The sequence below is a fragment of the Pseudomonas sp. P4_C1 genome, assembly GCF_056402155.1.
In genome coordinates this window covers 1-23,152 of sequence record NZ_JBFUHY010000033.1, presented here as the reverse complement: position 1 = coordinate 23,152, position 23,152 = coordinate 1, and the positions used below count along the sequence as shown (strand labels likewise).

Annotated in this window: 19 protein-coding genes; 6 read left to right on the top strand and 13 right to left on the bottom strand. The window is 60.9% G+C overall.

Features of this window, described 5'->3' with window-relative positions; genetic code table 11:
• Window positions 1-120 precede the first annotated feature (120 nt).
• From AC1DU9_RS18240 to AC1DU9_RS18210, 7 genes are all read right to left on the bottom strand, one after another.
• Window positions 121-882, bottom strand: a complete 762-nt coding sequence (locus AC1DU9_RS18240) for an iron-containing redox enzyme family protein (RefSeq protein ID WP_263289821.1) — start codon at window positions 880-882, stop codon at window positions 121-123.
• A gap of 76 nt (window positions 883-958) precedes the next feature.
• Entirely contained in the window at window positions 959-3,418 is a 2,460-nt protein-coding gene (locus AC1DU9_RS18235; RefSeq protein WP_223462458.1) for an EAL domain-containing protein, read from the bottom strand.
• Window positions 3,419-3,587: 169 nt separating this feature from the next.
• Entirely contained in the window at window positions 3,588-5,405 is a 1,818-nt protein-coding gene (locus tag AC1DU9_RS18230) for an ABC transporter ATP-binding protein (protein WP_223462457.1), read from the bottom strand.
• On the bottom strand, window positions 5,398-6,000 hold the full coding sequence (locus AC1DU9_RS18225; protein WP_223462509.1) for a DsbA family protein: 603 nt from the start codon (window positions 5,998-6,000) through the stop codon (window positions 5,398-5,400). Before AC1DU9_RS18225 ends, AC1DU9_RS18230 begins: the two co-directional genes overlap by 8 nt.
• Before the next feature lie 36 nt (window positions 6,001-6,036).
• A complete protein-coding gene (trhO, locus tag AC1DU9_RS18220; RefSeq protein ID WP_457266327.1) occupies window positions 6,037-6,978 on the bottom strand; it encodes an oxygen-dependent tRNA uridine(34) hydroxylase TrhO in 942 nt (313 codons plus the stop codon).
• A gap of 102 nt (window positions 6,979-7,080) precedes the next feature.
• Entirely contained in the window at window positions 7,081-7,380 is a 300-nt protein-coding gene (locus AC1DU9_RS18215; protein WP_102702334.1) for a BolA family protein, read from the bottom strand.
• A 12-nt stretch (window positions 7,381-7,392) separates the two neighbouring features.
• Entirely contained in the window at window positions 7,393-7,917 is a 525-nt protein-coding gene (locus tag AC1DU9_RS18210; RefSeq protein WP_108215400.1) for a DUF2059 domain-containing protein, read from the bottom strand.
• Between the two features lie 191 nt (window positions 7,918-8,108).
• Between AC1DU9_RS18210 and AC1DU9_RS18205 the strand changes: the two genes are divergently transcribed.
• On the top strand, window positions 8,109-9,503 hold the full coding sequence (locus tag AC1DU9_RS18205) for a class II fumarate hydratase (protein WP_223462455.1): 1,395 nt from the start codon (window positions 8,109-8,111) through the stop codon (window positions 9,501-9,503).
• 131 nt (window positions 9,504-9,634) lie between these two features.
• Here AC1DU9_RS18205 and AC1DU9_RS18200 read toward each other — a convergent pair whose 3' ends face one another.
• The 3 genes from AC1DU9_RS18200 to pap all read right to left on the bottom strand — a co-directional run bounded on the left by AC1DU9_RS18200 (window position 9,635) and on the right by pap (window position 13,646).
• Window positions 9,635-10,594: a DMT family transporter gene (locus tag AC1DU9_RS18200; RefSeq protein WP_477810579.1), complete on the bottom strand. Its 960-nt coding sequence runs from the start codon at window positions 10,592-10,594 to the stop codon at window positions 9,635-9,637.
• A 244-nt stretch (window positions 10,595-10,838) separates the two neighbouring features.
• Window positions 10,839-12,023, bottom strand: coding sequence for a thiolase family protein (locus tag AC1DU9_RS18195; RefSeq protein ID WP_477810578.1), 1,185 nt, complete (start codon window positions 12,021-12,023; stop codon window positions 10,839-10,841).
• A gap of 102 nt (window positions 12,024-12,125) precedes the next feature.
• Entirely contained in the window at window positions 12,126-13,646 is a 1,521-nt protein-coding gene (gene pap / locus AC1DU9_RS18190) for a polyphosphate:AMP phosphotransferase (RefSeq protein WP_223462452.1), read from the bottom strand.
• A 144-nt stretch (window positions 13,647-13,790) separates the two neighbouring features.
• Here pap and mnmC point away from each other — a divergent pair, with 144 nt between their 5' ends.
• The 5 genes from mnmC (at window position 13,791) to AC1DU9_RS18165 (ending at window position 21,218) form a co-directional block, all read left to right on the top strand.
• Window positions 13,791-15,770 carry a bifunctional tRNA (5-methylaminomethyl-2-thiouridine)(34)-methyltransferase MnmC2/FAD-dependent 5-carboxymethylaminomethyl-2-thiouridine(34) oxidoreductase MnmC1 gene (gene mnmC, locus AC1DU9_RS18185; protein WP_223462451.1) on the top strand — a complete coding sequence of 660 codons (1,980 nt, stop codon included), beginning with the start codon at window positions 13,791-13,793 and terminating at the stop codon, window positions 15,768-15,770.
• A gap of 169 nt (window positions 15,771-15,939) precedes the next feature.
• Window positions 15,940-17,712, top strand: coding sequence for an N-acetylglutaminylglutamine amidotransferase (locus AC1DU9_RS18180; protein WP_477810577.1), 1,773 nt, complete (start codon window positions 15,940-15,942; stop codon window positions 17,710-17,712).
• 3 nt (window positions 17,713-17,715) lie between these two features.
• Window positions 17,716-19,464, top strand: a complete 1,749-nt coding sequence (gene ngg / locus AC1DU9_RS18175; protein ID WP_223462449.1) for an N-acetylglutaminylglutamine synthetase — start codon at window positions 17,716-17,718, stop codon at window positions 19,462-19,464.
• Window positions 19,465-19,588: 124 nt separating this feature from the next.
• Window positions 19,589-20,779, top strand: coding sequence for an osmoprotectant NAGGN system M42 family peptidase (locus AC1DU9_RS18170; RefSeq protein ID WP_263289819.1), 1,191 nt, complete (start codon window positions 19,589-19,591; stop codon window positions 20,777-20,779).
• A 211-nt stretch (window positions 20,780-20,990) separates the two neighbouring features.
• Entirely contained in the window at window positions 20,991-21,218 is a 228-nt protein-coding gene (locus AC1DU9_RS18165) for a YheU family protein (RefSeq protein ID WP_223462448.1), read from the top strand.
• A gap of 5 nt (window positions 21,219-21,223) precedes the next feature.
• Here AC1DU9_RS18165 and csrA read toward each other — a convergent pair whose 3' ends face one another.
• The 3 genes from csrA to AC1DU9_RS18150 form a co-directional block, all read right to left on the bottom strand.
• Complete coding sequence (gene csrA, locus AC1DU9_RS18160) at window positions 21,224-21,409, bottom strand: carbon storage regulator CsrA (RefSeq protein WP_223462447.1); 186 nt, start codon at window positions 21,407-21,409, stop codon at window positions 21,224-21,226.
• 153 nt (window positions 21,410-21,562) lie between these two features.
• Window positions 21,563-21,895, bottom strand: coding sequence for a YnfA family protein (locus AC1DU9_RS18155; RefSeq protein WP_008004345.1), 333 nt, complete (start codon window positions 21,893-21,895; stop codon window positions 21,563-21,565).
• Between the two features lie 64 nt (window positions 21,896-21,959).
• A complete protein-coding gene (locus AC1DU9_RS18150; RefSeq protein ID WP_115947244.1) occupies window positions 21,960-22,775 on the bottom strand; it encodes an SDR family oxidoreductase in 816 nt (271 codons plus the stop codon).
• Between the last annotated feature and the right edge of the window lie 377 nt (window positions 22,776-23,152).

The following is a 23,152-nucleotide window of genomic DNA, read 5'->3' as shown; positions in this document are numbered from 1 at the left end:
CAAACCAATGTGGGAGCGAGCCTGCTCGCGAATGGGATCTGACCTTCAACGATGATGTTGACTGACAGTCCGTATTCGCGAGCAGACTCGCTCCCACAGTTTTTTCAAGCAGCGATTGAATCAGCTTTCGGCCAGTGCCATCCGCTCACGCGCGACCGGTGCTCTTTCTGCGTGCTCCAACTGCATGCAACGTTCGAGAAACAGGTACATGTAGTCGTAGCTCTTGCACACAGCCTGGCGCAACTCCACCTGCAGGGACTTGCTCGGGTTGGTGCCCGCCAATGTGCAGATGATTTCCAGGGCTTCCCATGGATGGGCATCGTCGTACTGGGCATGCATCTTCAGCCACTTCATCGCCCGCTTGCGATCCTCCTCGGGGAACGAGGTGGCGTAGATGCCGCTGGAACAGACTACCGCCGACCATTCCCCGGTCGCCCCTTCGATGGCGTAGTTGGTGGCGGCAATCGCAACGATCAGCGAGTCGGATGAACTGGTGTGCCAACACCAATGGCTCAAGGCATGAAGCTCCGGTGCAACCTGCTGCGCCTGAAGGTCCTCCAGGCTGACACCGTGCGCGCGGCTCCAGTGCACCCAGTAATCGGCGTGGTTCAATTCGACGCGGATATTACGCATCAGCCAGCGACGGGCCATGTCTTCGCCGGGATGACGGGCAAAGCGTGTCTTGGTGAGGTTTTGTGCCATATACAACGCGAACTGTTCGACCACCGGCCAGCCACCGATCAGGTATTGGCGCATGGTCTTTGCACTGAGTTTGTTGTCTCGCATGCGTTGGTACAGTTCGTGTTCGACAACCCGGCGCTTGCTCTCGCTGCAATCCTGGATCAGGCGCTGGGCCCAGGCAGGGTAACTTGCAGCTTCCATGAGCGGTCCGGTTCGGTTGAATGTGTCGATCACTGTCGAGCTCCTTTTGATTGTGATTGTAAGACCGGCAGGAGTTTCAACGGAACGTGCCAGGGGCCTTGAACAACAGCGGCTGAGGCCTGGCGGGACGACTTAACAGGCTATCAAAGGTAAACAAATGCGGGCGTTCAATCACATACCCTTGAGCGTAATCCACCCCGATCTCCAGCAATGCCTGCTCGATCTGGGGCGTTTCGACAAACTCGGCAATCGTGCGCTTACCCATGACATGACCGATGTGATTGATCACTTCGACCATGGCGCGGTTAATCGGGTCGTCCAGCATATCCTTTACGAAACTCCCATCGATCTTCAGGAAGTCTACAGGCAAATGTTTCAGGTACGCGAATGAGGACATTCCGGCGCAAAAGTCATCCAGTGAAAAATAGCATCCTAAGCCTTTGAGTTCATTAATGAATCGAATGGCGCTGCCAAGATTTGAAATAGCACTGGTCTCAGTAATTTCAAAACAAATCATTTCAGGCGGAATCGAATACGTCACAAACTGTTCGCGCAGGAAGTCCAGGAACGCCTCATCCCCGATCGTCGTGCCTGACAGATTGATCGCACACATGGCCAGCGGCCCACGGTGTGGCTCGGCCCGGCATTGGGCAATGATCTTGAACACGTTCTGCACAACCCAACGATCCAGCGAACTCATCAGGCCATAGCGTTCAGCTGCCGGAATGAAGCTGTCGGGCAAGATCATCCGCCCGGCTTCGTCATGCAATCGCAGCAGAATCTCAATGTGCCCGCCGCCCTGTTCGACATGACCCAAGGGGGCAATTTCCTGGGCGTACAGGCAGAAGCGGTCCTCCTCCAGCGCCATGTGCAAACGTTGCACCCAAGCCATTTCGCCGAAGCGCAGGGACAACTCCGAGTCATCCGGATGATAGACCTGGACCCGGTTCCGGCCCTTTTCCTTGGCCATGTAGCACGCCATGTCGGCAGCACGCAGCGAGGCTTCGAGCGTCGTCGGATTCTGCGCAACATGGACCAGCCCGATGCTGACAGTGGTCACGAAAGGCCGGCCCTTCCAGACAAAATGCAGATTTTGCACAGTCTGACGCAGGCTCTCGGCAATTTTCTCCGCCGCTTCCGGCGCGCAGTTTTCCAGCAGGATGCCGAATTCGTCGCCGCCAAGGCGCGCCAGGGTATCGCCTTCGCGCAGCCCTGATTGCAACAAGGCACAGATATGCCGCAACAGTTCGTCGCCTGCCGCGTGACCGCAGGTATCGTTGACCAGCTTGAACTGATCCAGATCGAGGAACATCAGGGCATGGCGACCCGAATGGCGGGTCAGGTTGTGCAGCGCCTGTTCCAGGCGATATTCGAATTCGCGGCGGTTGGCAAGCCCGGTCAAGGCGTCGTGGGTCGCCTGCCACGACAGATTGGCGATGTATTGCCGCTCCTGGGTCATGTCATGCAGCACCAGCACCGTTCCGCTGACTTTGCCGGCATTGCGGATCGGAGCACCCACCAGCGTGACCGACACCGTGCTGCCGTCCAGGCGTTGAATCAACTTGGAGTGCTCACTGCCGCCACTGAGTTGGCCGCTCAGAATATGCTCGATCAGGGTGAAACCGTCGCTCTGTGCATTTTCATCCAGCAGGTTGAACAGCGCCGCCAGCGGCAACCCTGTCGCCTGCTCGGCCTTCCAGTGGGTCAATGCCTCGGCCGCCGGATTCATGTAGGCAATCGCACCGGAAACATCCGTGGTGATCACGCCATCGCCAATCGATTGCAGAGTGATCTGCGCCCGTTCTTTCTCCAGTTGCAGCGCATCGGCGAAGGCATGGCGCTGCTTGAGCAGTTTATGGGTGCGCATCAAGGCCAATGCAATCAAGCCCAGGGCGGTGGCGAGGTTGATCACCAGCAACAGTCGCAGGATCATCCGCGAGCCTTCGCCCAAGGCATCGCTGAAGGCCTTCGCCGCCGGTGTCACACTTTCGTTGATGACGAATATCTGATCCTTCCAGCGCTTGATATCGGCATCGGTGGCCTGCCTGGTGGTGATGCGCTGATGCATCTCCCGCGCAACGGCATCGAGTTGCACCAGATACGCGTCGCCCACCATCCAAAGGTCGATGGCTTTCTCGTGGTAACTGAAGTGCCGGAAATTCAGGTACAGCCAGATCACACTGGTGATGTCATCCGGATGGTTGCCGCCCTTGAGGATCGCCACCCGTGCCGCCGTGATGTCCGGCGGCCGATGATCCAGCGCCACACGCAATTCATGCCCGCCCTGAGGCACGGAAATGGCGTTCTGGTATTTATGAAAAATCGCTTCGTCGCCGCTGTCGGCGTAGAGATTGAGGTAATAGATGGCGTCTTTCTGGCCCTTGGACCACAGGCTCTCACCGGCGACATAACCRCGAACAGCCGACAGTACATAAAGGCTGACACCGCCCAAGAGGGCCTGAAACACCACAACGGCGATAAATGGCCAGACGATGCCCAACAGCCGTGGCGTTCCGAGAGTCCGCTTTTGATTCATGAGGTCCCTTGCGTTAGCACTGCTCGCTCGTCTTCCGGACGAAATCGCTACAGCTAGACTAGGTTGCGATCCCGGTCCCGGCAAGCGACAAGCTTTGCCCGGAGGGAACATCGCGGCCACTGAATTCGGTCGCGATCATGTTTTTTTATCGTATTGAATCGGCGRCTCGCTACAACTGCTGCAAATGCCCATACAGCTTGGCGTATAACCCACCTTCGGCGATCAGTTGCTGGTGGTCGCCGTCCTCGGCAATTTGCCCGCCGTCGAACACCAGCACACGATCGGCTTGTTTTACCGCCGAAAGACGGTGGGCAATGATCAGCGTGGTGCGGTTGCTCAGAAACCGCGCCAGTGCCTGGTGCAGGTTGTATTCGGTGGCGGCATCGAGCGCGGAGGTGGCTTCGTCGAGGATCACCACCTTGGGCTCGGCCAGCACCATCCGGGCGATGGCCAGACGCTGGCGTTGTCCGCCGGACAAACGCACGCCGGAGCGCCCGACGATGCTGTCCAGGCCATGGGGCAAATCCCGGACCGTGCCGTGCAATTGGGCGATTTCCAGCGCCTGCCAACAGGCCTCGTCACTGCGTTCGCGGCCCATGGTCAGGTTGGCGCGGATGGTGTCGTTGAACAGCGCCGGATGTTGCAGGACCACGGCGACATTTTCCCGAACGGTTTCCAGGCCGATCTCTTGCTGGGTTGAACCACCAAAGCGAATGGTGCCCGCCAGCGGCGTATACAAGCCCAGCAGCAGTTGCACCAGCGTGCTCTTGCCGCCGCCACTGGCACCGACGATTGCGACCTTTTCGCCGGGGGCGATGGACAGGTTCATCTGGTTCAGGACCAGTTCATCACCGTAACCGAAACTCAACCCCTGTACTTCCAGCCCGACCGTCTCGCGACCACTGAACGGGTCGACTCCACCCGAGTACTCGGGCTCATCGGCTCGGGACAGCAGCTCGTTGATTCGCGACAGCGCACCACCGGCTGCGTAGTAGGCATATTGCAGGTTCAGCAGTTGTTCCACCGGACCGATCATGAACCACAGGTAGCTGAACACCGCGAGCATCTGGCCGATTGAAAGGTCGGAAAACAGTACGGTGAGCATCGCCGCGGCCCGGAAAATATCGATGCCGAACTGGAACAGCAAGCCGCTGGCCCGGTTCGACGCATCGGTCTTCCATTGCGAGTTCACCGCGTAGTCCCGCACGTCCCGGGCGCGCTGCCCCAAGCGACCGAGGAAAAACCCCTGGCGGTTGCCGGCGCGAACTTCCTGGATCGCATCCAGCGTTTCGGTCAGTGCCTGGGTGAAGCGCGAAGTGCTGTCATTCTCGAGTTTCTTCAGGTGCTTGACCCGCTTGCCCAATTGCACCGTGGCGTAGATCACCAAGGGGTTGAACAGCAGAATCAGCAGCGCCAGTTGCCAGTGCATCCACACCAGAATGCCTGCCGTGCCGACCAGGGTCAGCATGGCCACGAGGAAACGGCTGAGGGTTTCGCCGACGAATTTGTCCAGCGTGTCCAGGTCAGTCACAAGGTGCGTGGTCACCGTGCCGCTGCCCAGGCTTTCGTATTCGCCCAGCGAGATGCGCTTGAGTCGCTCGATCAGCCGCACACGAATCCGATAGACGATGTCCTTGGCCAGCCCGGCGAACAATTTCGCCTGCACTACGTTGAACATCAACGCCGCGCAGCGCAGGGTCAGGGTCACCAGCAGCATCAGGCCGATGTAGCCCGCGGCCTTCTGCCAGCCTTCGGGCAGCGCGTGGTTCATGATCTTCAGCGCGGCATCACCATGCCCCAGCAATACCTCATCCACCAGCAACGGCAGGAGCAAGGGAATCGGTACGCTGCACAAGGTCGCCAGCACGGCCACGCCGTTGGCGATCCACAGGGATTTCTTGTGATGCAGGGCCAGGCGACGGATTTCCGCCCAGCTCAGACGGTCGACACGTTTAGCGGAGGCAACATCATCGGGCAGGTCATGCACAGGCAGCACGCTCCAGCCAGCGGCCGAGCAGCGGGGACAACTCGCTCAAAGGCTGATAGCCATTGGTCAACAATGCCAGTTGGCCGTTACGCTCAGCCAGCAGGGTGGGGAAACCGGCAATGCCCAGGTCCTGGACCCAGGTGAAATCAGCCGCCGTCGCGGTGTGCATATCGGCGCGGTCAAACGCGGCGGCGAATTCGATGCGTGGCAGACCGGCCTGTTCGGCCAGTTCCACCAGCACACTGGCGCGGGTGACGTCGCGCCCTTCGGCATAGAACGCATGCTGAATCAGCCCGAGCAGTTTCCAGGCACAATCCGGTGCCAGTGTGCGCGCCGTCACCAGTGCCCGGCAGGCTGGCTCGGTGTCGTAGACAAAGCCGTCGGGTAACGCGCCTTCAAGCTTGAAGGGCTGGCCGGTGGCCTTGGTGACCGCCTGCCAGTGTTCGAGGATATAGCGCCGGGTACTCGGCTCCAGCGCGGCACCGCTACCGGTGCGCAAACCACCCACGATCAGATGCACCTCCACGCCTGCGGCTTGCGCCTGTTCGACCAGTGCGTTGGCCACCGGAGCAAACCCCCAGCACCAGGAGCACATCGGGTCCATCACATAGAGCAGGCGCGCAGACATGGTTCAGGCCTCGGAGGATGCTTGCTTGTAGTTGAAGCCGATCGGGTGAGGCTGGTTACGAGCCTTGGCCAGTTCGATCTGCTTCTGCCGGTCGATGGCGCTGCGACGGGTCTTCTCACTCAGCTTATCCCAGCAATGCGGGCAACTGATGCCGGCCACGTAATGCTCGGACGCGCGGTCTTCCACGCTGACCGGCGTGCGGCAGGCATGACATTGATCGTAGTCGCCTTCGCTCAGGTCGTGACGAACGGTCACGCGGTTGTCGAACACGAAGCAGTCGCCCTGCCACCTGGTTTCTTCCTGTGGCACCTCTTCGAGATACTTCAGGATGCCACCCTTGAGGTGATAGACCTCGTCGAAGCCTTCGCTAAGCATGTAGCTCGACGCCTTCTCGCAACGGATGCCGCCGGTGCAGAACATCGCGACCTTCTTGTGCACGGCCGGGTCGAAGTTGGCTTTGATGTAGTCGGGAAATTCGCGAAAACTGGTGGTTTTCGGGTCGATGGCGCCTTCGAAGGTACCGATCGAGACCTCGTAATCGTTACGGGTGTCGATCAGCAGTACTTCCGGGTCGCTGATCAGCGCGTTCCAGTCCTGCGGATCGACGTAGGTGCCGACCTTTTTGTTCGGGTCCACGCCTTCCACGCCGAGGGTGACGATTTCTTTCTTGAGTTTGACTTTGGTGCGATAGAACGGCTGATCGTCGCAGTACGACTCTTTGTGATCGATGTCGTCCATGCGAGGGTCGTTCTTGAGCCAGGCCATCAGTCCGTCGATACCTTCGCGACTGCCGGACACGGTGCCGTTGATGCCTTCTTCGGCGATCAGCAGCGTGCCTTTGATGCCGTTGTCGACCATCGCTTGCAGCAGGGGCTCGCGCAGGGCGACGTAATCTTCCAGAGTGACGAACTTATACAGTGCCGCCACGACAATCTGTTGTGTCATGGGTAAATCTCCAGGTGGCTACCCTCGTAAGGGGTGAACCGGATACGAAAAAAAACGCGCCGGGTTAGCGGCGCGTTGGGCATTCTAACAAAAAACCGGTGTTTAGTGCTTGCTGCCGCCAGCACAGGTCGGCGAGGCCGGAGCCGCGTCGATCTGTGCCCATTCCTCTGGCGTGTAGGTATGCAGCGCCAACGCATGGAACTCTCCCATCAGCTCGCCGAGCGTGCCGTAGACCTTCTGGTGGCGCTTGACCCGGTTCAGGCCTTCGAACTGCGTACTGACCACCACAGCCTTGAAATGGGTTTGCAGCCCACGGCTGTGCATATGGCTCTCGTCCAGCACTTGCAGATGCTCGGGCTGAAGCAGGGCCAGCGTCGATTCGATGCGTTGTTGCATGGTCATACCGAACTCCGCTTAAGGCTTTTTCTTGGCTGGTGCAGCCGCGTCTTTCGGCGTCAGCTCGGCGGTCATGTCAGCCAACAGCTTGTTGACCACCGGCACCGCGCTTTCCAGCTTGGCCTGGGTCATCTGGGCCGATTGCTGGGTCAGCTGGGGCATTTTTTCCAGGACTTTCTTGCCCAGTGGCGACTGGTAGAACGCAACCAGGTCCTTGAGCTCGGATTCGGTGAAGTTGGTGGTGTAGAGCTTGATCATGTCCGGCTTGAGTTTGTTCCAGCCAATGGCCTGGTCCAGAGCGGCGTTGGCCTTGGCCTGGTAAGTTTCCAGCACGGCTTTTTTCGACTCAGGGGCTTTGGTCTGTTCGAAACGCTGGGCAAACATCTGCTGTACTTGCATGTACACCGGGGTGCCCAGTTTGTCAGCGTGCGCCATGGTCAGGAAAGCCTCGGCACTGGCGTTATGGCTGGCGGTGTCGGCAAGAACCTGGCCGCTGGCGCAGACCAAAGCAACGGCGGTACAGATGGCACGAAGACGAGTCATCGAGTTTCCTTTTCTAGCTGGCGAGGTAAGACCCCAAGGGCATCCATTCTGCGCCTAAAAAAGTGTGTCGCTCAACCCCGAGCCTTGTCGCGCTTGATTTAGAGGGGTTGAATGGTCAAATTCAGACTAATGGAACCACGGCTGTGGATCACGGCCTAAACTGCGCAATCGGACCTACAGGAGTGAGCAAGATGAGCCGTATCGAAACCGACAGCCTCGGCGAGGTTGAAGTCCCGGATGAAGCCTACTGGGGCGCTCAGACGCAACGCTCGCTGATCAACTTCGCCATCGGCAACGAACGCATGCCGCTGGCGGTGTTGCATGCCCTGGCGCTGATCAAGAAAGCCGCGGCACGGGTCAATGATCGCAACGGCGACGTACCCGCCGATATCGCCCGCCTGATCGAGCAGGCGGCCGACGAAGTGCTCGCCGGCGACCACGACGACCAGTTTCCGCTGGTGGTCTGGCAAACCGGCAGCGGCACCCAGAGCAACATGAACGTCAACGAAGTGATCGCCGGTCGCGCCAACGAGCTGGCCGGCAACCCCCGTGGCGGCAAGTCTCCGGTGCACCCCAACGATCACGTCAATCGCTCCCAGAGCTCCAACGACTGCTTCCCCACCGCCATGCACATAGCGGCCGTCCAGGCGGTGCAACAGCACTTGCTGCCGGCGATCAGCGAACTGTCCGGCGGGCTGGCCGAACTGGCCGCCCGCCACATGAAACTGGTCAAGACCGGCCGAACCCACATGATGGATGCGACACCGATCAGCTTCGGCCAGGAAATCTCGGCCTTCATCGCACAACTCGATTACGCCGAGCGGGCAATCCGCAGCGCACTGCCCGCGGTCTGCGAGCTGGCCCAGGGCGGAACGGCCGTCGGCACCGGGCTGAATTCACCCCACGGCTTCGGCGAGGCCATCGCCGCAGAATTGGCCGCCCTCTCCGGTTTGCCGTTTATCACCGCACCGAACAAGTTCGCCGCACTGGCCGGTCATGAACCGCTGACCACGCTGTCCGGCGCGCTGAAAACCCTCGCCGTGACCCTGATGAAGATCGCCAACGATCTGCGCCTGCTGGGTTCCGGCCCGCGCGCAGGCTTTGCCGAAGTCAAGCTGCCGGCCAATGAACCTGGGAGTTCGATCATGCCGGGCAAGGTCAACCCGACCCAGTGCGAAGCCTTGTCGATGCTGGCCTGCCAGGTGTTGGGCAACGACGTCGCCATCGGTTTTGCGGCCAGTCAGGGCCACTTGCAGCTGAACGTGTTCAAACCGGTGATCATCCATAACCTGCTGCAATCGATCCGTTTACTGGCTGATGGCTGCAGCAACTTCCAGCAGCACTGCGTGGCCGGTCTGGAGCCGGACGCGGAAAAAATGGCTGAACACCTGGAACGAGGCCTGATGCTGGTGACGGCGCTCAACCCGCACATTGGCTATGACAAATCGGCGAAGATCGCCAAGAAGGCCTACAGCGAAGGACTGACCTTGCGCGAAGCGGCGTTGCAACTAGGGTATCTGACGGACGAAGAGTTCGATGCATGGGTGAGGCCGGAGAATATGCTGGAGGCTGGGGCCAAGGGCTGAGTTCTGTAGCGCCTGACAGTCCGTCATCGCGGGCAAGCCACGCTCCCACAGGTTTCGAGTCGTTCATGAACATTGTGGACGACGCAAAACCTGTGGGAGCGTGGCTTGCCCGCRATGAACGATGACGCGGTCTAACTGGCAGCCATCCGCACCTTCCGCGCCTTCAACCCGGCAATCAGCGAAGGCCCCAACGCCACCAGCGCCGACCCCAGCACCACCAGCACCGCACCGCCATAACCCAAACCATTGATCGTCTCGGCATGCACATAGTCGGGCCACAACCACGCAGCCATGGCAACCGCCGCAAAAGTCACCAACGGCGTGATGGCCAGCGTTGCGCTGACCCGGGAGGCCTCCCAATGGGCCAGGGCCTCGGCAAACGCGCCATAGGCAATCAGGGTGTTGAGGCAGCACGCCAGCAGCAACCAACCCTGCAACGGGTTCAATTGCAACGCTTCGAGCGGATGCACCCACGGCGTCAACAGCAGCGCGCAAAACAGGTAGATCACCATCATCACCTGCAGCGAATTCCACACCGTCAGCAATTGCTTCTGCCCCAGGGCATAGAAGGTCCAGACCGTGGACGCCAGCAGCACCAGCAGCACGCCGGCGGTGTAGTCGGTCAGCGACGTGAGCAATTCACTCAAGCGCTGGTTGAAAAACAGCGCAAAACCCATCAGCAGTACCAACAACCCGATCCCCTGCCCCAGGCTGAACCGCTCCTTGAACACAAACACGCTGGCGATCAGCAGCATGATCGGCCCCATCTGCACCACCAGTTGCGCCGTGCCGGGGCTGAGCAGGTTCAGGCCCATCAAATACAGCACATAGTTACCGACCAGGCCGAGCACCGCCATCAGCACCAGCCAGCCACCACGAGGACCGAGCACTTTGCGGCTGGGCAGGCGCCTGGTGGCCGCCAAGTAAATGAACAGGCAGCCGCCAGACACCAACAGGCGAAACCAGGTCACCGTCACCGGGTCCATCACCAGCAGCACCTGCTTGAGCTTGATCGGCAGGATTCCCCACAACAACGCGGTCAACAAGGCCAGGAACAGACCGTAACCCCAGCGACCCGATGAAATGTGCATGTGAACCCCAACGCCAACTGACAGGAGCCGTCATTCTAGGCCTGGAGCGGTGGCGTACACAGGCACAGTTTGAGACTGGCCGCGAATGAAACTGTGCAGGTCGCAATACCGTGGCGCGCCCATCGCGAGCAAGCTCGCTCCCACAGTGTCTAGCGGCGATCATTAATCTTGTGTACGCCACAAAACCTGTGGGAGCGAGCTTGCTCGCGATGGCTATCTAACTGACAACAAGGTACATCAAGGCTTAACGCACCGCCTCAAACAGTCCCGTAGCCCCCATCCCGCCCCCCACGCACATGGTGACGATGCCGTAACGCAGATTGCGTCGCTGCAACTCACGAACCAGATGCCCGACCTGACGCGAACCGGTCATGCCGAACGGGTGACCGATGGAAATCGAGCCGCCGTTGACGTTGTACCGGGCGTTGTCGATTTCCAGGCGGTTACGGCTGTACAGGCACTGCGAGGCGAAGGCTTCGTTGAGTTCCCACAGGTCGATGTCGTCAATCCGCAAGCCTTTGGCCTTGAGCAGTTTCGGTACCGAAAACACCGGGCCGATGCCCATCTCGTCCGGCGCGCAACCGGCCACGGTAAAACCGCGAAAGAACGCTTTCGGCTTGAGCCCCAGTTCCAGCGCTTTTTCCAGGCTCATTACCAGGGTCATTGACGCGCCGTCAGACAGTTGCGAAGAGTTGCCGGCCGTGACCGAGCCATCTTCTGCGAAAACCGGTTTCAACCCGGACAGACTTTCCAGGGTGGTGTCCGGGCGGTTGCAGTCATCGCGGTCGACGATGCCGTCGAGGATCTGTGCCTGACCGGTGCTTTTGTCTTCGACACGATACTTCACCGCCATCGGTACGATTTCATCGCAGAACAGCCCGGCGGCCTGCGCCTCTGCGGTACGCTGCTGGCTTTGCAGCGCATACAGGTCCTGCTCTTCACGGCTGACGCTGTACCGACGCGCGACAATTTCAGCGGTCTGGCCCATCGGGAAGTAGATGCCCGGCACCTGCTCCTTGAGCAGCGCGTTGATCAGGTTGTCGGTGTTGACGCTCTTCATGGTCAGGCTGATGGACTCGACGCCGCCGGCGACGATGATGTCGCTGCAACCCGAAGCGATCTGGTTGGCGGCAATGGCGATCGCCTGCAAGCCCGAGGAACAGAAGCGGTTGAGGGTCATGCCGGCCGTGCCGATGCCCAGGCGCGACAGCACCGCGACATTGCGACCGATATTGAAACCCTGGGCGCCTTCGTTGGAACCGGCGCCAACGATGCAGTCCTCGACGCTCGCCGGATCGATACCGGAGCGCGCCAACAGTGCATCGACACAGTGTGCCGCCATGTCGTCCGGGCGGGTCATGTTGAATTTACCGCGAAAGGATTTGGCCAGGCCGGTCCGCACGCTGTCGACGATCACCACTTCACGCATGACATACCTCATTGTTGTTATCGGTTGAGAGTGGACCGAGCATAAGTCCAGCTCTTCTCCAACCGCGACAATCATTCACCTCGCGTATGCGTAACCATCGCTTCAATCCTTGTCCTTACGCTTGCGTTCATGCCGGTCGGATTTTTCGAAAGCCTCCTCCAGTGCCCGGTTGATAGTGCGCAAGACTTTGACCCGTGCCCAGCGCTTGTCATTGGCTTCCACCAGGGTCCATGGCGCAATCTCGGTGCTGGTACGGTCGACCATGTCACCGACCGCCGCGCGATAGTCATCCCATTTTTCACGGTTGCGCCAGTCGTCTTCAGTGATCTTGAAGCGCTTGAAGGGAATCTTTTCGCGCTCCTCGAAGCGCTCCAGTTGCGTCTGTTTGTCGATGGACAGCCAGAACTTGACCACGATCACACCGGCGTCGGTGAGCTGTTCTTCGAAATCGTTGATTTCACCGTAGGCACGCAGCCAGTCCGCCGGGCTGCAAAAACCTTCAATGCGCTCCACCAACACCCGGCCATACCAGGAGCGGTCGAACACGGTGAACTTGCCCCGGGCCGGAAGGTGTCGCCAGAAACGCCACAGATAGGGCTGAGCCCGTTCTTCTTCGGTGGGCGCGGCAATCGGCACGATGCTGTACTGGCGCGGGTCAAGCGCTGCCGCCACCCGACGGATCGCCCCGCCCTTGCCCGCCGCGTCGTTGCCCTCGAACACCGCCACCAGTGCATGGCGGCGCATGCGCTTGTCGCGCATCAACCCGGAAAACCGCGCTTGCTCGGTGATCAGCCGTTCTTCGTAATCATCCTTGTCCAGGTTCAGGGTCAGGTCCAGGCTGTCGAGCAGGTTCACTTGATCGACGCTGGGGAACACTGGCGCGGCGCTGACCTTTTCCGGGTGGATCGTCGGCCGCTGCAATGCGCCGTGCAGGCCCGCCAGCAGAATCCGCCCCACGGCCAGACTGCGATAATGCGCATCCGCCCCGGCGATCACATGCCACGGCGCATAGTCACGGCTGGTGCGCCGCAGCACCCGCTCCCCATATTTCACGAACCTGTCGTAGGTTTGCGACTGCTGCCAGTCCAACGGGCTGATACGCCAGCTGTGCAGCGGGTCGTCGGCCAGCGCCTTGAGTCGCGCCTTCATTTGCTTCTTGGAGAGGTGAAACCAGAACTTGAAGATCAGCGCACCTTCATCGCACAGCATTTTTTCCAGGCGCTCGGCGCCGTTGATCGCCTGGTCCAATCGCGGATCCTTGAACTCGCCATGGACCCGCCCCTGCAGCATCTGGCTGTACCAGTTGCCGAAGAAAATCCCCATGCGCCCCTTGGCCGGCAGCATCCGCCAGTACCGCCAGGCCGGTGGCCGCGCCAGCTCTTCGTCGGTTTGCTGATCGAACGTGCGAACCTCGATCAGACGCGGATCCATCCATTCGTTGAGCACCTTGATCGTCTCGCCCTTGCCCGCACCTTCGATGCCATTGATCAAAATGATCACTGGAAAGCGGCGTTGCTGCTGCAATTCGAATTGCGCTTCGAGCAACGCTTCGCGCAGGGCCGGGACTTCGGCGTCATAGGTGTCTTTGTCGATGGCGTGATCGATTTCGGCAGATTCAAACATGAGCGGCTCCCTTCCAGATGTGAGCAAGACTAGCGGATGGAACTGAGGGTCAGCAGAGATTTTCCTGATGGTCCCCTCGCCACAAAGAGCTTGGCCACGCCATCGATCGGCTAGAATGTCGGCCTTGCCGTTGCCGAGCCTGCCATGAAACCTGAACTGCCCCACGCCCAGCTCGACTGGGATGACCAAGGTCGTCCGTATTCGCGAGTGTTCGACGATGTGTATTTCTCCGACCAGTCGGGGCTGGACGAAACCCGCTATGTCTTTATCGAGCAGAACCGCTTGGCGGAACGCTTTGCTGCCTTGCCGGAGGGCGGACGCCTGGTCATCGGTGAAACGGGCTTTGGCACGGGACTGAATTTTCTGTGTGCCTGGCAGGTGTTCGAACAACACGCGGCGGCCGGAGCGCGGCTGCATTTTGTCAGCGTCGAAAAGTACCCGTTGAGCCCGGCCGACTTGCAACGTGCCCTGGCGCTTTGGCCGGAACTCAAGGTGTTTGCCGATCAATTGCTGGCGCAGTACGTGGCGATCCATCAGGGTTTTCAGCGCCTGACGCTGGATAACGGTCGCGTCACCCTGACGCTGCTGATCGGTGACGCATTGGAGCAACTGCCGCAACTCGATGCCCGAATCGACGCCTGGTTCCTCGACGGTTTCGCTCCGGCGAAGAACCCCGACATGTGGACCGCCGAACTGTTTGCCGAACTGGCGCGCCTGGCCGCTCCCGGTGCATCCATCAGCACATTCACCAGCACCGGTTGGGTGCGGCGCTTGCTCAACGCCGCCGGTTTCAAGATGAAACGCACCCCAGGCATCGGCCACAAATGGGAAATCCTGCGCGGCGAGTTCCTCGGCTGGCCCCAGGACGTGCCCGCCCCGGTGCCCGATAAACCCTGGTTTGCCCGCCCGGCGCAACTGACCGGCGAACGCCAGGCACTGGTGATCGGGGCCGGGCTGGCCGGTTGCGCCAGCGCCGCCAGCCTCGCCGCGCGGGGCTGGCAAGTGACAGTGCTGGAGCGCCACGACGATATCGCCCAGGAAGCCTCGGGCAACCCGCAGGGCGTGCTCTACCTGAAGTTATCGGCCCATGGCACGGCGCTGTCGCAAATGATCGTCAGCGGGTTCGGTTACACCCGACGACTGCTCGAACATTTGCAACGGGGTCACGATTGGGACGATTGCGGCGTGTTGCAACTGGCCTTCGATGCCAAGGAAGCCGAACGCCAAGTGCAATTGGCCGCGGCATTTCCGGCGGACTTGTTGCACCTGCTGGATCAACCCGAGGCACAGGCCGTGGCCGGTATCGGGCTGGCACAGGGGGGCCTGTTCTATCCCGAAGGCGGCTGGGTCCACCCACCGGCGCTGTGCCAGTGGCAGGCCGCGCACCCGCGAATTCAATTGCTCACCCATCGCGATGCGCTGGAACTGCGCAAGGTTGACGATCAGTGGCAAGCCTGGAACGGCGAGCGTCTGCTCGCCAGTGCACCGGTGGTGGTGCTGGCCGGGGCCGCCGAAATCCGGCGATTCCCCGAGAGTGCCGAGTTACCGCTCAAACGCATTCGCGGGCAAATCACCCGCCTGGGGCAAACCCCGCAAAGCCAGGCCCTGAGCACCGTGGTGTGTGCCGAAGGCTATGTCGCCCCTGCACGTTTGGGCGAACACACGCTGGGGGCCAGTTTCGATTTCAAGAGCGATGACCTGACGCCGACCACGGCCGAACACCTGGGCAACCTGACCATGCTCGAAGAGATTTCCCACGATCTGGTCGAGCGTCTACAGGCCGACAAACTTGCGCCTGAAAGCCTCCAGGGGCGCGCCGCTTTTCGCTGCACCAGCCCTGACTACTTGCCAATCGTCGGACCATTGGCCGACACCCAGGCGTTCGCTCAGGCGTATGCAGCGCTGGGCAAGGATGCCCGACAAGTGCCGGACGTCGAATGCCCATGGCTTGACGGTTTGTACATCAACAGCGGCCACGGCTCGCGCGGTCTGATCACCGCGCCGCTGTCCGGGGAACTGCTGGCGGCCTGGCTGGACAACGAACCCCTGCCCTTGCCCAGAAGCGTCGCCGAAGCCTGCCATCCCAATCGGTTTGCCTTGCGGCGCCTGATCCGGGGCAAGTAGTCGATACAGCAGCCTAAGTCGCCCTCACGGGGCGATTCGGCCGTGGTCAGCCACGCATATAACTCATCGGTCTAAAACTCCCCTTACCGAGGAGGGTCACTTTCTGAGTACCCGCCGTTTGGCGCGGTATCGATTGACCCTCCCCAACGGAAAAACCGGTAAGGAATTTATGTGCGGATTAGCTGGCGAGTTACGTTTTGATCATCAACCTGCAGACCTTGCAGCCGTTGAACGAATCACCCATCACCTGGCCCCTCGCGGCCCCGACGCTTGGGGTTTTCATAGCCAGGGGCCGGTTGCCCTGGGCCATCGGCGCCTGAAAATCATGGACCTGTCGGACGGCTCGGCGCAGCCGATGATCGACCCGCAATTGGGCTTGTCCCTGGCCTTCAACGGGGCGATCTACAACTTTCCGGAATTGCGCGCCGAGCTTGAAAGCCTGGGATACGCCTTCTATTCCGGTGGCGACACCGAAGTGCTGCTCAAGGGCTATCACGCCTGGGGCGAAGCCTTGTTGCCGAAACTCAACGGTATGTTTGCCTTTGCCGTTTGGGAGCGCGATGCCCAACGCCTGTTCATCGCTCGCGACCGACTCGGCGTGAAACCGCTGTACCTGTCGCGCACCGGCCAACGCCTGCGCTTCGCCTCGGCGCTGCCGGCATTGCTCAAGGGCGGTGACATCAACCCGATCCTCGATCCTGTAGCGCTCAATCACTATCTGAATTTCCACGCCGTGGTCCCGGCACCGCGCACCTTGCTGGCGGGAATTGAAAAACTGCCGCCGGCCACCTGGATGCGCATCGAAGCCGATGGTCGCACCGAGCAGAAAACCTGGTGGACCCTGCCCTACGGTCCTCACGCCGATGAGACGGATCTGACCCTCGAAGACTGGCGCGACCGTGTGCTCGACAGTACCCGCGAAGCGGTCGCCATCCGCCAACGCGCGGCAGTGGATGTCGGCGTGCTGCTATCGGGCGGTGTCGATTCAAGCCTGCTGGTGGGCTTGCTGCGGGAAGTCGGCGTGGACAATCTGTCGACCTTCTCCATCGGCTTCCAGGATGCCGGCGGCGAGCGTGGAGACGAGTTCCAGTATTCGGACCTGATCGCCCGACACTACGGCACGCAGCATCACCAGTTGCGCATCGATGAAAAAGAAATCATCGAACAACTGCCCGCCGCGTTCCGCGCCATGAGCGAACCGATGGTCAGCCATGACTGCATCGCCTTCTACCTGTTGTCCCGGGAAGTGGCCAAACATTGCAAGGTGGTGCAAAGCGGCCAGGGCGCCGACGAACTGTTCGCCGGTTACCACTGGTATCCGCAAGTGGATGGTGCAAGCGATCCGTATGCCGCGTACCGCGAAGCGTTTTTCGACCGTAGCTACGACGATTACGGCGCCACCGTGCAACCGAAATGGCTGACTGCGAATGACGCCGCCGGTGACTTCGTCAAAACCCATTTCGCCCAGCCCGGTGCCGAGGCGGCGGTGGACAAAGCCTTGCGTCTGGACAGCACGGTGATGCTGGTGGACGACCCGGTCAAACGGGTCGACAACATGACCATGGCCTGGGGCCTGGAAGCACGCACGCCGTTTCTCGACTACCGCCTGGTGGAGCTGTCGGCCCGGATCCCAGGGCGTTTCAAACTGCCGGACGGCGGTAAGCACGTCTTGAAAGAAGCCGCGCGACAAGTGATTCCCAGTGAAGTGATCGACCGCAAGAAAGGTTACTTCCCGGTGCCGGGCCTCAAGCATTTGCAGGGCGATACGCTGGAATGGGTGCGCGAGCTGCTGCTCGATCCCGGCCAGGATCGCGGCCTGTTCAATCCCGCGATGCTCGACCTTCTGCTGACTGACCCGCAGGGACAACTGACGCCGTTGCGCGGCTCGAAGCTGTGGCAACTGGCGGCCCTCAACCTGTGGCTCAGCGAACAAGGAGTCTGACCGATGAAACCTCATACCACAGCGTTCAGCCAACGCCTGTTGCGCGGCCAGTCGCCCTCCTACGAACGCCTGCAGGCACGCCTGGCCGAAGACCGCAGTGCGCTCGGCGCGGCACCGATTGCCGTGCATTGCGGCTGGGGCCGCTTGCTGATCGGGCACACCTTCGCCGATGCCGCGAGCCTCGCCGGGGAGTTGCTCAACGAGCGGCCCGGCGAACGGGATATTGCGCTGTACGTCGCCGCGCCCCAGCAAGTGCTGGGGCTGGAGCCGACGCAGCTGTTCCTCGACCCGTCCGATACCTTGCGCCTGTGGTTCAGCGATTACCGTCAGGCGACCCGGGTGTTTCGCGGTTTCCGCATTCGCCGCGCGCAAAGCGATGCCGACTGGCAGGCGATCAATCAGCTGTATCAGGCGCGCGGCATGCTGCCGATCGACGCCACCCTGCTCACTCCGCGTCACCTGGGCGGCCCGATGTACTGGCTGGCCGAAGACGAGGACAGCGGCGCCGTCATCGGCAGCGTCATGGGCCTCAATCACCACAAGGCCTTCAACGATCCCGAACACGGCAGCAGCCTGTGGTGCCTGGCGGTCGACCCGCACTGTGCGCGACCGGGTGTCGGAGAGGTGCTGGTGCGGCATCTGATCGAGCACTTCATGAGTCGCGGGCTCGCCTACCTCGACCTGTCCGTGCTGCACAATAACCGACAGGCGAAAAACCTTTACGCCAAGCTCGGTTTTCGCAACCTGTCGACCTTCGCCATCAAGCGCAAGAACGGCATCAATCAGCCGCTGTTTCTCGGGCCCGGTCCGGAAGCCGCGTTCAACCCGTACGCGCGGATCATCGTCGAGGAAGCACATCGTCGTGGCATTGATGTGCACGTCGATGACGCCGAGGCCGGGATGTTCACCCTCAGCCATGGCGGGCGCCGGGTACGCTGCCGTGAATCCCTGAGCGATCTGACCAGCGCCATCAGCATGAGCCTGTGCCAGGACAAAAGCCTGACCCACAAAATGCTCAAGGCAGCCGGGTTGAACCTGCCGGCGCAGCAATTGGCGGGTAACGCCGATGACAATCTGGCATTCCTCGATGAATACCAGCGCGTGGTGGTCAAGCCACTGGATGGTGAACAGGGGCAAGGGGTGGCGGTGGATTTGCGCACCATCGAGGAGGTGCAGCAAGCCATAGAAGCCGCTCGCCACTTCGACAGCCGCGTGCTGCTGGAGAGTTTCCACGAGGGCCTCGACCTACGCATTGTGGTGATCGGTTTTGAAGTGGTCGCCGCCGCCATTCGCCGGCCGGCCGAAGTGGTCGGCGACGGCCAGCACTCCATCGGTGCATTGATCGAAGCCCAGAGCCGGCGGCGGCAAGCGGCCACGGGCGGCGAAAGCAAGATCCCGCAGGACCAGGAAACCCGGCGCACCTTGCGTGCCGCGGGATACGACTACAGCAGCATTCTGCCGGCCGGTGAGCATCTGTTCGTACGACGTACGGCGAATCTTCATACAGGCGGTGTTCTTGAAGATGTAACGGCGATCCTGCATCCAACGCTAGTGGACGCCGCCGTGCGGGCCGCGCGGGCGCTGGACATTCCCATGGTCGGCCTCGACCTGATGGTGTCCGCCGCTGACCAGCCGAACTATGTATTTATCGAAGCCAACGAACGGGCCGGGCTGGCCAATCACGAACCGCAGCCGACGGCGGAGCGGTTTGTGGATCTGTTGTTTCCGTACAGTCAGCCGGTGGTCTCTTAGCCATGTGTTGTCTGGACTGATGCCATCGCGAGCAGGCTCGCTCCCACATTTGATCGCATTCCCCTGTAGGAGCGAGCTTGCTCGCGATGGCGGCCTTACTGGCGATAACCCATCAGGAGTTTCCATGATCAGCAAAATCCCCGAACCAGACCTCGGTTACCTGCAAAAAGTCCTGCTGGAAATGCTCGCCATTCCCAGCCCCACCGGGTTCACCGATACGATCGTGCGCTACGTCGCCGAACGCCTTGAAGAACTCGGTATTCCCTTCGAGCTGACCCGTCGCGGCACCATCCGCGCCACGCTCAAGGGCAAGAAGAACAGCCCCGACCGTGCCGTTTCCGCCCACCTGGACACCATCGGCGCGGCGGTGCGGGCGGTGAAGGACAACGGCCGCCTGACCCTCGCGCCGCTCGGCTGCTGGTCCAGCCGCTTTGCCGAAGGCAGCCGGGTCAGCCTGTTTACCGACAACGGCGTGATTCGCGGCAGCGTCTTGCCGCTGATGGCGTCCGGGCACGCGTTCAATACTGCCGTGGATGAGATGCCGATCAGCTGGGATCACATCGAGTTGCGCCTGGATGCCTACTGCGCCACCCGTGCCGACTGCGAGTCGCTGGGCATCAGCGTCGGCGATTTCGTCGCCTTCGACCCGCTGCCAGAGTTCACCGAAACCGGCCACATCAGCGCCCGCCACCTCGACGACAAGGCCGGGGTGGCCGCGCTGCTGGCGGCGCTCAAAGCGATTGTCGACAGTGGCGAAGAGTTGATGATCGACTGCCATCCGCTGTTCACCATCACCGAGGAAACCGGCAGCGGCGCCGCGGCTGCGTTGCCCTGGGACGTCAGTGAATTCGTCGGCATCGACATCGCACCGGTCGCGCCAGGCCAACACTCCAGTGAGCATGCGGTGAGCATCGCGATGCAGGATTCCGGTGGGCCGTATGACTATCACCTGTCGCGCCACCTCCTGCGCCTGGCCAGCGACAACGAGTTGCCCGCCCGCCGCGACCTGTTCCGCTACTACTTCAGCGACGCACATTCAGCGGTCACCGCCGGCCACGACATTCGCACCGCCCTGCTCGCCTTCGGCTGCGACGCCACCCACGGTTACGAACGCACCCACATCGACAGCCTCGCCGCCCTGAGCCGCCTGCTCGGTGCATACATCCTCAGCCCGCCAGTGTTTGCCAGCGATGCGCAACCGGCCAAGGGTTCACTGGACCGTTTCAGCCATCAACTCGAACACGACACGCAGATGGAAAGCGATACGCGGGTACCGTCAGTGGACAGTCTGGTGGGGCAACGGTCGGAGAACTGATCCGTTTTTTTTGTTGCTGGAGAGATCACCATCGCGAGCAAGCTCGCTCCCACAGTTGATTGGTGGTGAACACAATTATCCGGTTCGCCGCTGAGCCCTGTGGGAGCGAGCGTGCTCGCGATGGCGGCAGATCGGACAACATAAAACAACCAAGCTAGCGGCAATCTCGCATTCGCCGTAGCATCGCGCCATTGATCCAGCCGAGGTACCTATGCTGATTCCCTACGACCAACTTCAAGTCGACACCCTCACCCGCCTGATCGAGGACTTCGTGACCCGCGACGGCACGGACAATGGTGACGACACGCCACTGGAAACCCGCGTACTGCGCGTGCGCCAGGCCTTGACCAAGGGCCAGGCACTGATTGTCTTCGACCCGCAAAGCGAGCAATGCCAACTGATGCTCAAGCACGACGTGCCCAAACACCTGTTTGATTGAAGCCTTCAGCGTCCCTTGGTCTTCGCCAGTTTGTTCTGGATACGTTCGTAGATTTCCGAGCGGTGAACTTTGACGTCCTGCGGCGCTTCGACACCAAAGCGAATGTTGTTTCCATTGATCGCGAGAACGCGCACGGAAATGTTGTCAGCGATGGAAATGGTTTCGCCCACAACGCGAGTGAGTACGAGCATGAGGAGTGTCCTTCAGGGGTTACTGGCCCTTGAAGATGCCCGGCCCGCGGTTTGCCTACAATGCTTCGGCAGCAAACCAGACCGGACTGACAGCCATGACGCACTACGCTTACGGAAAGGTCTGACAATCCGGCTGATTGTAGGGCCGATCTGTCAGGATGCGGAGAATCGCGGCCCGAACAGGATGATGCTCGCGCCGATCACACACAACGCCACGCCAAGCCAGTCCGAACCCAGCGGACGAATCCGTTCGACCACGGCCAACCAGCCGATTGACGCAATGATGTAGATGCCGCCGTAAGCGGCGTAGGCGCGGCCGGCGTAGGTGGCTTCGATACGGGTCAGCAGCAGGGCGAACAGGGTCAGGCTGAGGAGCGCCGGCACTACCCACCACATGCTTTTACCCTGGCGCAGCCACATCCAGAAGGCGAAGCAACCGGCAATTTCGAACAGCGCGGCGAGGAAAAACCACAGGTAATTGAGCATGCAAGCGTCTCGCGAGGATGGCCGATGGCGGCCACCCTAACCACAGTGTTGCCTGCGAGCAAGATCAGCTTGCCGATTGCCTGGCCTTGGCGCGCATTTTGTCGGCCATGACGGTCATTTCGTTGTAGAGCAGTTGCGGGTTCTTCTGCTTGAGCGCCCAGGCCATGCGGCCCTGTTCGTGGGGCAGGATCATGAACTCGCCGGCGGCGACCTGCCGGTAGATGTAGTCGGCGATGTCAGCGGCGCTGATCGGCGAGCTTTCCAGCAATTTGCCGACCTGGGCTTTCATGGCCGGGGTCGGACCGCGGAAGGAGTCCAGCAGGTTGGTCTGGAAGAACGACGGACACACCACATGCACGCCGACTTCCTGATGCGCCAGTTCGATCAACAGGCTCTCGGACAACGCCACCACACCCGCCTTGGCCACGTTGTAGTTGCTCATCGCCGGGCCTTGCATCAGCGCGGCCATGGACGCGATGTTGATGATCTTGCCTTTGCTTTTTTCCAGCAGCGGCAGGAAAGCCTTGCAGCCCTTGACCACGCCCATCAGGTTGATTGCGATCTGCCAGTCCCAATCCTCCAGGGACAACTCGCTGAAGAACCCGCCAGACGCCACACCCGCGTTATTAACGATGACATCGATGCCGCCGAGCTTGACTTCGCAGGCCTGGGCGAACGCCGTCAACTGGCTGTAGTCGCGCACGTCGCAGCGCTGGATGAAACCGTCGCCACCGGCTTCGCGGACCAGTTTCAGGGTTTCCTGCAAGCCGGGCTCGCTGACGTCCGACAACGCCAGTTGCCAGCCTTCACGCGCCCAGCGCAGCGCGATTTCGCGACCCAGGCCAGAGCCTGCACCAGTGATCATCATGCGATTTTGCATAGCAAACAGCCTTGTTGTTCTCGGAAGATGCACCGAGTGTAGCGAAGGAGATCGCCCGACCCACGCTCCATCAGATTGCTGAATGGCCCGAGCAAACCGCGGGAGCCTTTGAAGTAACCAATGCAACAAAAAAAGATAGCGACCCGCCAGGCATCGGCATAGGGGACGGCCTTCATAGACCGTACCCCTGCCACACCACCCGGCATGCGGGTCCGCACCGGGCGGTTCGAGGGATTGAGGTCAGGAGAGACGTGGAAGTCCCAAGCGATCAAACCACGCGAGATTAAGCACCCAATTCAAGGCCCATCGACTGTTGTCCCACCAACGACGGGTGTTACATGCCACTTTCTGGGCGACTTCTTTACTCGCACCCAAAG